General features: G+C 45.5%; 12 protein-coding genes. 11 read left to right on the forward strand and 1 reads right to left on the reverse strand.

Annotation, left to right across the window (positions count from 1 at the left end; translation table 11 throughout):
- Positions 1 to 161 precede the first annotated feature (161 nt).
- The 8 genes from fapR (at position 162) to rnc (ending at position 6,854) form a co-directional block, all read left to right on the forward strand.
- The gene (fapR, locus tag IEW05_RS05905; protein ID WP_188536732.1) at positions 162 to 758 is read left to right on the forward strand and encodes a transcription factor FapR; all 597 of its coding nucleotides are present in this window, start codon (positions 162 to 164) and stop codon (positions 756 to 758) included.
- On the forward strand, positions 742 to 1,740 hold the full coding sequence (plsX, locus tag IEW05_RS05910; RefSeq protein WP_188536734.1) for a phosphate acyltransferase PlsX: 999 nt from the start codon (positions 742 to 744) through the stop codon (positions 1,738 to 1,740). The genes fapR and plsX overlap by 17 nt, the downstream gene beginning before the upstream one ends.
- On the forward strand, positions 1,737 to 2,726 hold the full coding sequence (locus tag IEW05_RS05915; protein ID WP_188536736.1) for a beta-ketoacyl-ACP synthase III: 990 nt from the start codon (positions 1,737 to 1,739) through the stop codon (positions 2,724 to 2,726). The genes plsX and IEW05_RS05915 overlap by 4 nt, the downstream gene beginning before the upstream one ends.
- 30 nt (positions 2,727 to 2,756) lie before the next feature.
- The gene (gene fabD, locus IEW05_RS05920; protein WP_188536739.1) at positions 2,757 to 3,695 is read left to right on the forward strand and encodes an ACP S-malonyltransferase; all 939 of its coding nucleotides are present in this window, start codon (positions 2,757 to 2,759) and stop codon (positions 3,693 to 3,695) included.
- A 34-nt stretch (positions 3,696 to 3,729) separates the two neighbouring features.
- Positions 3,730 to 4,479 carry a 3-oxoacyl-[acyl-carrier-protein] reductase gene (gene fabG / locus IEW05_RS05925; RefSeq protein ID WP_188536741.1) on the forward strand — a complete coding sequence of 250 codons (750 nt, stop codon included), beginning with the start codon at positions 3,730 to 3,732 and terminating at the stop codon, positions 4,477 to 4,479.
- A gap of 68 nt (positions 4,480 to 4,547) precedes the next feature.
- Positions 4,548 to 4,781, forward strand: coding sequence for an acyl carrier protein (gene acpP, locus IEW05_RS05930; protein ID WP_019638123.1), 234 nt, complete (start codon positions 4,548 to 4,550; stop codon positions 4,779 to 4,781).
- A gap of 127 nt (positions 4,782 to 4,908) precedes the next feature.
- Positions 4,909 to 6,147 (forward strand): beta-ketoacyl-ACP synthase II, encoded by a 1,239-nt coding sequence (fabF, locus tag IEW05_RS05935; RefSeq protein WP_188536743.1) that lies wholly within the window; start codon positions 4,909 to 4,911, stop codon positions 6,145 to 6,147.
- 14 nt (positions 6,148 to 6,161) lie between these two features.
- On the forward strand, positions 6,162 to 6,854 hold the full coding sequence (gene rnc, locus IEW05_RS05940; protein WP_188536745.1) for a ribonuclease III: 693 nt from the start codon (positions 6,162 to 6,164) through the stop codon (positions 6,852 to 6,854).
- Positions 6,855 to 6,934: 80 nt separating this feature from the next.
- Here the strand turns inward: rnc and IEW05_RS05945 are convergent, their stop codons facing one another.
- Positions 6,935 to 8,356 (reverse strand): serine hydrolase domain-containing protein, encoded by a 1,422-nt coding sequence (locus tag IEW05_RS05945; protein WP_188536746.1) that lies wholly within the window; start codon positions 8,354 to 8,356, stop codon positions 6,935 to 6,937.
- Positions 8,357 to 8,543: 187 nt separating this feature from the next.
- Between IEW05_RS05945 and smc the strand changes: the two genes are divergently transcribed.
- The 3 genes from smc (at position 8,544) to trhA (ending at position 14,319) form a co-directional block, all read left to right on the forward strand.
- Complete coding sequence (smc, locus tag IEW05_RS05950) at positions 8,544 to 12,116, forward strand: chromosome segregation protein SMC (protein ID WP_188536748.1); 3,573 nt, start codon at positions 8,544 to 8,546, stop codon at positions 12,114 to 12,116.
- 529 nt (positions 12,117 to 12,645) lie between these two features.
- Entirely contained in the window at positions 12,646 to 13,638 is a 993-nt protein-coding gene (gene ftsY / locus IEW05_RS05955; protein WP_188536750.1) for a signal recognition particle-docking protein FtsY, read from the forward strand.
- Between the two features lie 36 nt (positions 13,639 to 13,674).
- Positions 13,675 to 14,319: a PAQR family membrane homeostasis protein TrhA gene (trhA, locus tag IEW05_RS05960; protein ID WP_188536752.1), complete on the forward strand. Its 645-nt coding sequence runs from the start codon at positions 13,675 to 13,677 to the stop codon at positions 14,317 to 14,319.
- The last annotated feature ends 72 nt before the right edge of the window (positions 14,320 to 14,391 follow it).

Raw genomic sequence — 14,391 nt, forward strand, 5'->3', positions numbered from 1 at the left:
GCTATTTTTTTTGCCTTTTTGCGATTGTTCTTTCTTTTTGTGGACAGATGTTTTATACTGAATTTTAGTACCAGGTTCTAATATGATGCGTAAAATAAACGATGATTATAAAATAAAAAAATATATAGCTTGTTCATCGGGAGGTGATATCCATCGAACGTTTGCCTAAGAGGGCGAGGCAGCAGCAACTCGTCAAAATGATTGAAGAGAATCCCTTTGTGACGGACCAAGAATTAACCCGGCAATTAAAGGTCAGTATTCAGACGATCCGTCTTGATCGGATGGAGCTCGGAATTCCAGAGCTTAGAGAGCGGATGAAGTTAATGGCTGAAAGATCTTATGACCAAGTTCGTTCCCTGCCTCTACATGAGGTTATCGGGGATATCGTAGACCTTCAGTTGGATAAGAGTGGGATCTCTATATTTGAGATCTCAAAGGAGCATGTATTCTCACGTACGGGGATCGCTCGTGGACATCATGTGTTTGCACAAGCGAATTCTTTGGCCGTAGCTGTAATTAATGATGAAATCGCATTGACTTTCTCGGCAGACATACGGTTCGTTAGATCTGTACATCTCGGGGAGAAATGCATCGCGAAAGCCTATGTTCGTCCTGTTGCTGGAAATCGTGGTAAAGCTAAGGTAGAGGTATTTACCTACGTTGGTGAAGAAATGGTATTCCAAGGGAATTTTGTTATCTATCGATCAACCGGAGAAGAGAATCACGAAGGAGGAAGTCATCATGCGGATCGCCATTGACGCCATGGGCGGAGATCATGCCCCCAAGAGTACAGTGGAAGGTGCGATAGCTGCGGCCAATGAATGGAGCGACATCGAGGTCATTTTGGTTGGAGACAAGAAAGTGCTTGAGCCTTTAGCTCAAGGTGCACCAGCCAATTTTCGAATTCATCATGCAGCTGAAGTGATTGAGGCGGAGGATGAGCCAGTCAAGGCAGTTCGCCGGAAGAAGGATGCTTCTATGGTTGTTGCGGGACGTCTTGTCCGGGAAGGTGAAGCAGACGCGATGATCTCTGCAGGGAATACCGGTGCATTGATGACGACTGGCCTGCTTGTCGTTGGACGGATGGAAGGTATCGAGCGACCAGCATTAGCACCAATGATCCCGACGGTGGACGAACGTGGTGTGTTGGCGCTGGATCTTGGAGCAAATATGGATGCCAAGCCAGAGCATCTTGCACAATATGCTTTGATGGGTAGTATTTACCGCCAGAAAGTACACGGCATAGCTAACCCTCGTGTAGGCCTACTGAATGTAGGTACGGAGGCGAAGAAGGGCAACGAACTGACAAAAGCAGCATATCCGCTTATTGAAGAAATGCCGGTTACGTTTGTTGGTAATGTTGAAGCCCGTGACGTTCTAACTGGAGCTTGCGATGTGCTAGTATGTGATGGCTTTGCCGGCAATATTTTGCTGAAATCGTTAGAAGGAACTGCGGGAACGATATTCTCGCTCCTAAAGAAGGAATTTAGCAAGTCATTGAAAAATAAACTTGCGGCCGCAGTGTTGATGCCCTCGCTACGTGATATGAAAAAGACCCTAGATTACAAGGAACACGGCGGTGCGCCACTTCTTGGACTAAGTGGGCTTGTTGTTAAAGGACATGGTTCCTCGGATAGCGGTGCCATCAAGAATGCGGTTCGTCAGGCAAGAACAGCCATTCAAGGACGATTAACGGAGAGTATATCAAATGAAATCAGCGGGAAGAGAGTGACAGAATGATGAAATTACGTTCGGTGGGTATTGTAGGGACAGGGATGTACGTTCCCGAGAAGGTGTTAACGAACGCGGAATTGGAAACGATGGTGGAGACCAATGATGAATGGATCGTATCTCGAACGGGAATTCGCGAACGGCATATCGCTGCTCCAGAACAAGCAACCTCTGATCTTGCTTATGAAGCTGCTGTTAAGGCATTGGAATCGGCCGGACTTGCGGCTGAAGATTTGGAACTGATTATCGTAGCAACAGTTACACCAGATACTACTTTCCCATCCACAGCTTGTATCCTGCAGGAGAAGCTTGGGGCGAAGAAGGCCGCGGCGTTTGATTTGTCTGCTGCATGTTCAGGATTTGTGTACAGCTTGGCAACGGCAAATGGATTTATTCAAACTGGAATGTATAATAATGCACTTATCATTGGGGCGGATACGCTGTCCCGTATTACAGATTATAGTGACCGCAACACATGTGTTTTGTTCGGTGATGGAGCGGGAGCGGTTGTTCTAGGTGAAGTTCCAGAAGGTCGCGGTTTCCTTTCCTTTGATCTTGGTGCAGAAGGTTCTGGAGGAGCGTTGCTCAAGCTTGAGGCTGGTGGTTCACGGTTACCAGCGTCGGCTGAGACGGTTCAAGGTGGCAAACATTTCATTTACATGAATGGGCGTGAAGTGTTTAAGTTCGCTGTTCGTGTTATGGGATCGGCAACAGAGGAAGTATTACGCAAGGCTGGTAAGGGGAAAGAAGATATTGACTTGTTTGTTCCTCACCAGGCTAATATTCGTATCATTCAGTCCGCTATGCAGCGGCTTGATCTACCGGAAGAAAAATGCGTCATCAACGTAGATAGATATGCGAACACATCGGCAGCATCTATTCCGCTGGCGTTGGTAGAGGCGGCACAAGGAGGACGTATCAAAGAAGGCGATACGGTCCTACTCGTAGGCTTTGGCGGCGGTCTTACTTGGGGAGCTTCCGTGCTCGTCTGGTAGTACAACAAGGATAAGGAGTGCGATTATCGGATGGGTAAAATAGCATTTGTATTTCCGGGACAGGGTTCCCAAAGTGTAGGAATGGGCAGAGATATTTATGAAGCCTTACCGGAATCACGGCAGTTGTTCGAACTCGCTGACCAGGTAGTTGGTCTACCACTTACGAAGTTGATCTTTGAAGGACCTGAGACTGAATTGAAACAAACAGCCAACACACAACCTGCTTTATTAACAACTAGTGTAGCTTTGTATCAGGCTTTTTCTTCCAAAGGTTTAACTCCTGATTATGTAGCGGGTCATAGCTTGGGAGAATATAGCGCACTAACAGCGGCTGGAGTGCTCTCATTTGAGGATGCAGTATCCATCGTTCGTGCTCGTGGTGAATTTATGGAGCAAGCGGTTCCTGGTGGTAAGGGTGCTATGGCCGCGGTGCTTGGCGGAGAACGTGAAGCACTTGCGGGGTTATGCGCTGACATTACTGCTGGCGGTAATCCAGTCGAGCTGGCAAATATAAATTGTCCTGGACAAATCGTCGTTTCTGGAAGTAAGGAAGGCGTCGATCAAGTTGTCGAACGGGTCAAAGAAATTGGAGCAAAGCGGGCGATCCTACTTGAAGTTAGTGGTCCGTTCCATTCGTCGCTAATGAAATCTGCAGCGGAGCGTTTAGCGGAGAAACTTACAAGCATTGATTTTAAAGATACCAATTTCCCTGTAGTTGCGAATGTTACTGCCCGCCCAGTACACAGCGGTTCAGACATTTCGCAGTTACTTGTAGAACAAGTATATTCTCCGGTATTATGGTCAGACAGCGTGTCCTGGCTGATCGAGCAAGGTGTGGATACGTTCGTGGAGATTGGCCCGGGCAATGTATTGACTGGATTGATTAAGAAAATCGATAAGAACGTCCGGACCTTCAACGTTAAAGGACTTGAAAGTTTAGAAGAAACCGTAGCGGCGTTAAGTTTATAAGTTAACGTTCACTTTAGAGAAAGGAGGGAAACTTATGACGAAACCATTAGATGGTCAAACTGCCCTTGTAACAGGCGCATCACGAGGTATTGGACGTAGCATAGCGCTTGCGCTAGCTGAAGCTGGAGCCAATGTTGCCGTGAATTATGCGGGAAACGAAGAAGCTGCAGCACGCGTCGTGAGTGAAATCGAAAGTCTTGGTGTCAAAGCGTTTGCTGTTAAGGCGCATGTTGGGAACAGCGAGCAATTTGATGAGATGGTGAAAAAAATTGTTGATACTTGGGGCCGTATTGACATTTTAGTGAATAACGCGGGTATTACAAGAGATAATTTAATTATGCGTATGAAAGAAGCCGAATTTGATGATGTTATTGAGACGAATCTAAAAGGCGTATTTAACGGGATCAAAGCCGTTACTCGCCCTATGATGAAGCAGCGCTCAGGACGAATCATTAATATTTCTTCGGTTGTTGGCGTGCTCGGTAATCCGGGTCAAGCCAATTACGTTGCCGCTAAAGCAGGAGTTATTGGTTTAACCAAAGCTTCAGCTCGTGAGCTGGCCAGTCGGAATATTAACGTGAACTGTATTGCTCCTGGGTTTATTGAGACCGATATGACGGATCAATTGCCAGAAGAGATCAAACAAGGCTTGCTTAGTGGTATTCCACTGGCACGTTTAGGCCAGTCGGAAGAGGTTGCTAAGGTTGCTCTTTTTCTGGCCTCGGATAGTTCGTCTTATATGACAGGCCAGACTTTGCATGTTGATGGCGGGATGTATATGTGATTTTGAATCTCGTTTCTATGGCATTTTAACTTTAATTCTCGTATAATACTCAGGAGGAGGTGAACCGGATGTCCGATGTATTGGAGCGTGTAAAACGCATTGTTGTGGATCGCCTCGGCGCTGATGAAGCCGAAGTTACGCTTGAAGCGTCTTTCAAAGACGACTTGGGAGCTGATTCGCTCGATGTTGTTGAATTAGTAATGGAATTAGAAGATGAATTTGATCTGGAAATTTCAGATGAAGATGCAGAGAAGATTACGACTGTAGGTGAAGTTGTTAACTACATACAATCTCATACCTAAAGTCATTTCAAAGTCCCGTACCTCCATATAAGTAGGCGGGACTTCTCCTCATCTTACAGGCTTGTTTCTTAGTTATTATGCAGTTGAAATGAATGCTACACATGATGTCTATACGAGGTGAATGTGTTTGAAACATAGAGTAGTGGTAACCGGTATGGGAGTTGTAACGTCTCTCGGACAAGACTTAGATACATTCTGGGACAACCTTGTACAAGGGAAGTCAGGTGTATCTCAAATTGAAGCATTCGATGTTAGTGAATACTCCACTCGAATTGCGGCAGAAGTCAAAGATTTTAATCCAGAGCAATACGTTGATCGTAAAGAAGCACGTAAGATGGACCGTTTTGTGCAATTTGCAACTGCAGCTGCATTTAGCGCCCTGAAAGATAGTGATCTGAATATTGCCGAGCAGACTGATCCAGAGCGCGTGGGCGTAATGATCGGTTCAGGAATCGGTGGTCTTGGAACTTTGGAAGATCAACACAGTATTTTGCTGGAAAAAGGACCTAGACGGATAAGCCCTTTCTTCATTCCGATGATGATTGCAAACATGGCTTCTGGTCATGTCTCCATACTTACAGGGGCAAAGGGCCCGAATAGTACAACAGTTACGGCCTGCGCGACCGGAACTCATTCCATCGGCGATTCGTACAGAACGATTATGAATGGTGATGCCGACGTAATGATTTGCGGCGGTGCGGAAGCGACGATTCGTCCGACCGGGGTGGCAGGATTTTGCTCGATGAGAGCAATGTCAACACGTAACGATGAACCAGAGAAAGCAAGCCGGCCATTTGATATGGAACGCGATGGTTTCGTAATGGGTGAAGGAGCCGGGATATTAATTTTGGAATCTTTGGAGCATGCGCAAAAACGTGGCGCCAAGATTTATGCTGAGGTTATTGGTTATGGCTTAAGTGCAGATGCCCATCATATGACTGATCCTGACCCAGACGGAGCAATGCGTGCTATGAAAATGGCGATTCGTTCTGCGGGCATTGAGCCTAAGGATGTTGATTATATTAATGCTCATGGTACATCGACACCTCCAGGGGATCGTTCGGAAACGACAGCTATTAAGTGGACCTTTGGTGATCACGCTTATAAGCTTGCTGTAAGCTCGACGAAATCAATGACAGGACACTTACTTGGTGCTGCTGGCGGTGTTGAAGCAGTGATTTGTGGTCTTACTCTTCAGAATGGTGTCATTGCACCTACGATTAATTTGGAAAATCCAGATCCTGAGTGCGATTTGGATTACGTTCCTAATGAAGCTAGACACAGTGATGTTAAAGTTGCTATGTCTAACTCCTTCGGATTTGGCGGGCATAACGCAACGATCATTCTGAAGAAATTCGAAGCATAAAGGGAGTAAGTCTGTTGAGTGGAGAACTGAAGCAACTACAGAACAAACTTCAAATTGTATTCAAAAACAAAGGGCTATTGAAACAGGCCTTTACTCACGCATCTTACGTTAATGAACATCGATTCAGTCAGAACGAGGATAATGAACGACTTGAATTTCTTGGAGACGCTGTCCTTGAACTGACGGTTTCGGAGCATCTATACAATCTTTTCCCCGATCGACCAGAAGGCGAATTGACCAAGCTACGGGCTGCAATTGTTTGTGAACCATCCCTGGTGAAGTTCGCAGAAAGCCTGGAGTTCGGACAATATGTTTTGTTAGGCAAAGGGGAAGAGCTAACAGGGGGGCGTACTCGCCCCGCTCTGCTAGCTGATGTGTTCGAATCATTTGTAGGTGCGTTGTATTTGGATCAAGGATTGGATGCAGTCGTCAAATTCCTGCATAGCCATGTCTTTTCCCAAATTACATTAAACGGAAAATTACAGACAACTGACTATAAGACGGAGTTACAAGAGTTAACCCAACATCACAATATGGGGATTCTTGAGTATCGTGTGATCGAAGAGCGGGGGCCCGCTCATGAACGAGAATTTGTCTCGGAAGTATTCATGGAAGGCCTTCCACTTGGCCGAGGATCCGGACGATCGAAGAAAGAAGCTGAACAACAGGCTGCTGCTGTAGCTCTGGATCGATTAAAAACAACTTAGACATAACAACATGTATACGAAATCCCCGTCACTAATTGGTTTAAATTAGTGACGGGGATTTCGTATGTCTAGCAGTGAAATTAACGTATACTCTCGCGTACACCATCTAATAAATTAAGCATATCCATCCCAGCATGGTTGCCTAGAAGGATGATGGTAATCCCTCCACCAAGTTCCCTTGATAAGCCAGTAGAGTAACCAGTACCACTTCCGTTATGAAAAACAATGGTACTATTGCCAAGTTTTTTGATCATCCAGCCATACCCATAATTTTTGCTAGAGTAGGGTGTGAACAGTTTATCTAGAGAATCCTGTCCCAGAACTTGTTCGGTATTTAGCGCGTTATCCCACTTCAGTAGATCGTCTACAGTGGAATAAAGAGTACCCGTGCCAGATTGAGAGACGTAATAATCTGCTATTTCCCATTGTCCTTTTGATAATACAAACCCTTTCGTGGTGTTTTTACTTGGAGTAGCTTCTCCAGTATGCTTCATACCAAGTGGCTTGAAGAATGTATCGTTTAGATATTGTCCATAACTTGTTCCAGAAGTCTGCTCAATAATATAGGCGAGCAATACATAACCACCATTACTATATTTGAAATCAGTACCAGGCTTGAAATCAAGAGGCTTCTTCTTCAGCTCATCAACCGTTGACTGCAAGCTCATGCCATCGGTTCGAGTGAAATTTGCTGCTGCCCCAGATGTGTGCGAGAGCAACATATGTAGCGTAATCTGTGAGCCTTCGGGAAAACCTGGAACGTAGGCCTCCAATGTATCGTTAAGTGCTAATTTTCCGTCTTCAGCTAGTTTCATAATCGCTGCTGCCGTGAATGACTTAGTCAAAGACGCAATTCTTGTCTCTTTGTCGGGGCGATTCAGCTTATTCTCATCACCGTAGCCGTAACCTTTGCGCAAAATAACTTCACCATTGTTGGCTATAAGGGCCATGCCTGAAAACCCTTGTTTTTTCAAGTAGGTGTCTGCGGCTTCGGTTTCTTTCGTTAATAGCGAAACGTTGTCGGGCGAGATATCAATCGCCTTAAGAGACTGATTTGTAAATCTTATATTCGCCTTGAGGACATCGGCTAACGATTTAAGTGGCACCATCGTGGTTCCTTGCCTAGTGAGAGAATTAGCAGGTGCTTTAATCGTATACCCGTTCACATCGAAGATAGCTGTGCCAGGCTTGTGGAATATGGTATCTCCCTGGATATCTAGTTGTGAGGATTTCTTCGTAGCATTCCAGCGGACAGAGGCTCCAAGAAACTCTGCAGTATCCCGTAGCGGGACATAGGTCGTTCCGTTATACAGGAAAGGCTGTATCCCCCATTGTGGTATTTCTCCCTTGACGGTAACTTCAATCGGGATGTCCTTTGTAGCTTGATTTTGACTAGCCTGTACAATAGAAGTGTTCAACGAGAAAGTGCAAATCATTAATACAACTGCCGATAATACATAAGAGAGTAAAAGTACGGTGCGATGTTGCGTTCTCTTCATCATTATGAGCTCCTTTTGTTGTAAGAAGTAGTAGATACAGACTCCAACATTTATTGTTTACCACACTAACAAACCCGCAGGAAGTTTTCAAGATTGAAAGACGATGTAAAATGGGGCGCAGACGATTTCTAGACATGTTCCATAGGGCTTTTTGTATGTTACAATAGGGGTTAGAGGTGATCGTGAACGTATGTTTTTGAAACGGATTGAGCTATCAGGTTTTAAATCTTTTGCTGACAAGACGGAAATGGAATTCGTACGCGGTATTACTGCCGTTGTTGGCCCAAATGGTAGTGGTAAAAGTAACATTTCCGACGGTATCCGTTGGGTACTAGGTGAACAGAGTGCAAAATCGCTGCGCGGCGGTAAAATGGAAGATATCATTTTTGCGGGTAGTGATGCACGTAAAGCAGTTAACTACGGGGAGGTTTCTCTTACTCTCGATAATACCGATCTAGTGTTGCCACTGGATTTTACAGAAGTAACCGTGACCCGGCGTGTTCACCGTAGTGGGGACAGTGAATATCTGATCAATAAGCAATCATGTCGGCTTAAGGATATTACAGAGCTCTTTATGGATACGGGGATTGGTAAGGAAGCCTATTCAATTATTGGACAAGGCCGAATTGAGGAGATTCTCAGTACGCGGTCCGAGGATCGTCGGGGGATCTTTGAGGAAGCTTCGGGTATTGTCAAATATAAGAGTCGGAAGCGAGATGCTCGCCGTAAACTTGACGAAACAGAACAAAATTTGCTGCGTATTCATGATTTAGTCAGTGAGATGGAAGATCAAATCGGTCCATTAAAGGAACAATCAGAGAAAGCACTGCGATACAGGGAATTACGCGAGCAGTTGAAAAATAAAGAGATTTCGTTATATGTGCATCAGATCGAGCAAATTCATGAGTCTTGGAGTCAAGCGAATGATAAGTTAGCTAAGCTACAGGAAGAGCAATTATCATTTTCAACGGTGGTGTCTGCGCATGATGCCAAATTGGAGAATGACCGTTTAGCCTTACGCCAAGTTGAAGATCAAATAGAGCTTTTACAGGGGCAATTGCTAGAGTATAGTGAAAGCTTTGAGAAAAGTGAAGGACAAGGCGAGGTACTAAAGGAACGTGCTAAGAACTTAACTCAGAACCGTGATCAATTACGGCAATCTCTATCCGTGAGTGAAGAGCGTTATTCCCAACGTGATGGCGAACTGAATGTGCTGGCAGAGAAATTTGCTGAAGCAGAAAGACAGTTGAAAGAGCTGCAAACGGAGCTGTCAGCGGAGGAAGCTAAACTTCTAGGCGTAACAGGCGGTATTAGCCAAGCGCAAGAGGAAGGACTCAAAGGCCAGCTGCTAGATGTGATGAATCAGATGGCACAAGCACGTAATGAAATTCATTACAACGAACAGCAAAAAGAAGGCGTTCTACGCCGGATGGCGCGTTCAGAAGAAGAAGGCACCAAATGGCGAGATGAACTGGAGCGACTGAAAGGGAAGAAAACTGAGCTAGAGCAAGTTCTCGAGGCACTTAGTAAAGAAATTGCCAGCCTTCGTGGTAAGTATATATCTGAAAGCGAACGTTACCAATCGCTGCAAAAGCTTGTAGAAGAGAGTCAGAGTGGCATCCGTAAGTGGGAGCAGAAGCGAGAAGGCCTTGTATCGCGTCGAGATACGATGAAGGAAATGGAAGATGATTTCGATGGCTTTATTCTAGGTGTCAAAGAAGTTCTGAAAGCCTCGCGCAAATCGGTTCTCAGTGGTGTTCATGGTGCGGTAGCTGAGCTGATTCGTGTCCCAGAGAAATTGGAATTAGCAGTTGAGACGGCGCTTGGTGCAGCGATGCAGCATATCGTCATGGAGAACGAAACGGTGTCGCGGCAAGCGATTGCTTTTCTGAAGCAACGTCAGCTTGGACGGGCTACCTTCTTACCTCTTGATGTTATTCGTCCTCGTCAAATTTCTGCTTCTGATAAGAGATTAATGGAGGACGCAGAGGGTTTTGTAGGTATAGGTGCGGACCTTGTGAATTACGATTCTCGTTATGCTGATATCGTAGGCAGTTTACTCGGCAACGTAGTATTTGCTAGCGATCTGGAACAAGCAAATAAAATGGCCGCGCGTTGTCAATATCGATTCCGGATTGTAACGCTAGAGGGCGATGTAGTCAACGCGGGCGGTTCGATGACCGGAGGAAGTCAGCATCGGAAGAATAGCAATTTGCTAGGTCGTAAGCGTCAATTAGATCAGCTTGCCTCTGATATTCGTGAGAGTGACGACATGTTAGACAAGCTACGCAAAAGTTTGATTGATCTGCGTGAGCAAATGGTTCGCTCTGAGCAAGAACTGGAAAATCTTCGAACTGCTGGTGATCTTAAGCGGACAGAGGAACAGACTCAAGCGGGTGAGCTGAAGCAAGTTGAACATGAATGGAGACATGTCTCGGAGCAATTTGAGCTTTACGGCCAAGAGAAGGGGCATTATCTTAAAGAACTAGAAGATCTCGAAAAGGCAAAAGTTGCAGCAGCTGCTAAGCAGGTTGAACTTGAAAAAGAAGAGCAAAGTATCCATCAATCGATTCAGGCAGCAGAGTTTGCTCGTAAGGCAAATGAATCGGCCAAAGAAGAGCTTCAGGACCTCTTAACCGGGCTTAAGGTACGTGAGGGTAAGCTTGACCAAGAGTGTCACTCACTTCGTGAGCAACTCCGTCGCTCGGAAGAAGACTGTGGAATTCAACAAAGTGAGCTGGAACAGAATCGAAAGATTTTGCAGTCCATTGAAGCTGATTTGAAGCAGAATGAAATTGAGAGCGTCAAACAACGTGAAGATCTGAACGATTTCAAGATTAAGAAAGAACGCACTAGTGAAAAGCTGGAGATGGAACGTGCCTCACGGATTGTCTTAGTTAAAAAGCTTGAAGAAGGCGAAAGCGAAACGAAAGAGCAACGTGTTGGATTAAAAGCTGTGGAAGATCAGCTTCGGCAAATTGAAATCCAAGCCAATCGTCTCGATGTGGAGCTGGATAACATTCTGCGGAAGCTTAGTGAGGAATACGAACTGAGCTTTGAACTAGCGAAGCAACGGTACACAGTACCGGATGATGTCCCACAAGCCCAAGCTGACGTGAAGGAATTGAAGCGTAGCATAACAGCACTTGGCGATGTCAATTTGGGTGCTATTGAGGAATACCAACGTGTATCTGAACGTTACCAATTCCTCAGTGAGCAAAAAGACGATCTGGTAGAAGCGAAGACGACGCTCTATCAAGTAATTCGAGAAATGGACGAAGAAATGTCTAAACGCTTCAAGGTGACCTTTGATGCGATCCGTAAAGAGTTCGGCATTGTATTCTCGAAACTATTTGGCGGAGGAAGCGCAGATCTCATCTTAATCGACCCAGAGAACTTACTGGAGACAGGTATCGACATCGTAGCCCAACCTCCAGGTAAGAAGCAGCAGAACTTGCAGCTTCTCTCCGGTGGTGAGCGTGCACTAACCGCAATGGCGTTACTGTTCGCTATCCTGCAAGTCAAGCCTGTTCCATTCTGTGTTCTCGACGAAGTCGAAGCCGCTCTAGATGAAGCGAACGTTATCCGTTTCGCTCAGTATCTTCGCGAATTCTCAGAGCAAACGCAGTTTATCGTCGTTACCCATCGTAAAGGAACAATGGAAGAGGCCGACGTCCTCTACGGAGTCACGATGGAAGAGGGTGGCGTCTCCAAACTCGTCTCCGTCAAATTGGAAGACGAAGAAACGGTAGAAATTGCCTGACCCGCTTCAGTCTGTCATAATTAGGATAACCATAGGTAAATGATGATGTGCATGTGAGTAGCCACATAAATCTATGTAGCTACTTATATGCATGTTGTTCTCTTAAAGAGCGCATCCCCGAATGGGACAGCAGCTCATTGCACGAAGTAGCAATGAATTGCACTGAAACCAAGCGCATCCCGAAGGGATAGCGATCACAGTTTTTCGCAAGAAGTTAAGCGTGCCCGTAGGGCGACAAGCGGCTCATAATGCTGAAGTATCACAGGTGCGCCGAAAGCAGTAGCATTATCCAGTGTGTTTTCCCGGTAGCCCGGGAGAGCCGAAAGTGAGACGTACCCGAAGGGGGAAAAGCGTTCCTCGCACATAGCCAAAGCGCATCCCCGGAAGGGGACAGCGAGCAGGAGCGCCTCTCAGCCTCCCAAGTTACCTAAGCGGGTATCCAAAGGGCGGCAGCCCTTGGGGCCCTCCCTTACGACAAGGGAGGGTTTGGGAGGGTTGGGATCAACATATATAAGGAGTGAATCTCTACATGAGTTTCTTTAAGAAACTGAAAGAAAGTATCGCCTCAAAAACCGAGTCGGTAACAAAACAATTTAAAGATGGATTGGAAAAAAGCCGTAAAGGATTTGTAGAGAAGGTTACAGACCTGATTACTCGTCATAAGAAAATAGACGAGGAGTTTTTCGAAGAATTAGAAGAAATTTTGATTGGTGCCGATGTTGGGGTAAACACCGTAATTAATCTTATCGAAGACTTGCGCGTAGAAGTGAAACGTCGTCGGATTGAGGATGCTGCGGAACTGCAGCCGATTCTATCTGAGAAATTGACGGAACTACTGCGTAGTGATGAAGATAATGACTTGAAACTGAATCCGGACGGAATCACCGTTATTTTATTCGTCGGTGTGAACGGGGTTGGTAAAACAACAACGATCGGTAAATTAGCTCATCATTATAAGCAGCAAGGTAAGAAAGTTATTATGGCTGCAGGGGATACCTTCCGTGCTGGAGCGATTGAACAGCTTGAAGTGTGGGGAACACGTGTCGGCGTTGATGTTATTAAGCAGCAAGCGGGGTCGGACCCAGCTGCCGTGATGTATGATGCTGTTCAGGCGGCGAAGCAACGGGGTGCAGATATATTGCTGTGTGATACCGCTGGTCGATTGCAGAACAAGTCAAATCTAATGGAAGAGTTGAACAAGATCTATCGGGTTATTCAGCGAGAGATTCCAGGAGCTCCTCATGAAGTGTTGATGGTACTTGATGCAACGACAGGTCAAAATGCGCTTAGTCAGGCTAAAATGTTTGGCGAAAAGAGTGGCGTAACAGGTCTTGTGCTTACCAAACTTGATGGAACAGCAAAGGGTGGTATCGTTATTGCGATTCGTCAAGAGCTGAGCCTTCCGGTTAAATTTGTGGGTTTAGGTGAAAAAATGGATGATTTACAACCTTTCGATTCAGAGCAATTCGTACATGGACTTTTTGCTGGTCTGATTCGGGAAGAAGAGGCAGTGGAGGAGTAATTTACGCCCCCATCACTCGATTTAGGAGGTGAGAGTATGGCAAGTACACATACTTATCCGCGTAGAGAGGAAGTTGCTAACGCAATTACTCACGGAATTGGCGCGTTGCTTAGTTTAGCAGGTCTTGTGCTGCTGATAGTTTTCTCCAGTCTCAAGGGAACAGCATGGCATGTTGTGACTTTTACTATTTATGGAGTTAGCATGCTGCTATTGTATGCAAGTTCAACATTGGTCCATAGCTTTAAGGAAGGTAAAGTGAAGGATTTGTTTGAGTTCTTCGATCATTCTTCCATTTACATCTTTATAGCAGGGACGTATACACCATTTATGCTTGTGGCAATCCGCGGAACACTGGGTTGGAGTCTCTTTGGTACGGTATGGGGGATTGCTTTGTTCGGGGTATTGTTCAAGGCTTTTTTCGTTAAAAAGTTCTTGTTCATGTCGACGATTTTCTACCTGATTATGGGATGGTTGATCGTGATCGCATGGGGACCCTTAACGGCAGCGGTGCCTTCTACGGGAATTGTATTGCTCGTAACGGGAGGTATTCTTTATTCCCTAGGTACCATATTTTATGTTTGGCGGGCTTTCCCATATCATCATGCGGTGTGGCATCTGTTCGTTCTGGCGGGGAGTATTACTCACTTTTTTGCGATCCTACTGTACCTGCTTCCGAACTAGTTAGGAATAAAAATTTATGTTTGATAGGATGTTAAGGGAATTTACTTGACATCCTACTTTTCTATAGGTTAT

The organism is Paenibacillus segetis (assembly GCF_014639155.1).
GTDB classification, from domain to species: Bacteria; Bacillota; Bacilli; order Paenibacillales; family Paenibacillaceae; genus Fontibacillus; species Fontibacillus segetis.

Bases quoted from the DNA above. Each gene is read 5' to 3' on its own strand.
- IEW05_RS05945 (WP_188536746.1), bottom strand. From the start codon at position 8,356: ATGATGAAGAGAACGCAACATCGCACCGTACTTTTACTCTCTTATGTA.
- acpP (WP_019638123.1), top strand. From the start codon at position 4,548: ATGTCCGATGTATTGGAGCGTGTAAAACGCATTGTTGTGGATCGCCTC.
- smc (WP_188536748.1), top strand. From the start codon at position 8,544: ATGTTTTTGAAACGGATTGAGCTATCAGGTTTTAAATCTTTTGCTGAC.
- fabD (WP_188536739.1), top strand. From the start codon at position 2,757: ATGGGTAAAATAGCATTTGTATTTCCGGGACAGGGTTCCCAAAGTGTA.
- ftsY (WP_188536750.1), top strand. From the start codon at position 12,646: ATGAGTTTCTTTAAGAAACTGAAAGAAAGTATCGCCTCAAAAACCGAG.
- trhA (WP_188536752.1), top strand. From the start codon at position 13,675: ATGGCAAGTACACATACTTATCCGCGTAGAGAGGAAGTTGCTAACGCA.
- plsX (WP_188536734.1), top strand. From the start codon at position 742: ATGCGGATCGCCATTGACGCCATGGGCGGAGATCATGCCCCCAAGAGT.
- IEW05_RS05915 (WP_188536736.1), top strand. From the start codon at position 1,737: ATGATGAAATTACGTTCGGTGGGTATTGTAGGGACAGGGATGTACGTT.
- fabG (WP_188536741.1), top strand. From the start codon at position 3,730: ATGACGAAACCATTAGATGGTCAAACTGCCCTTGTAACAGGCGCATCA.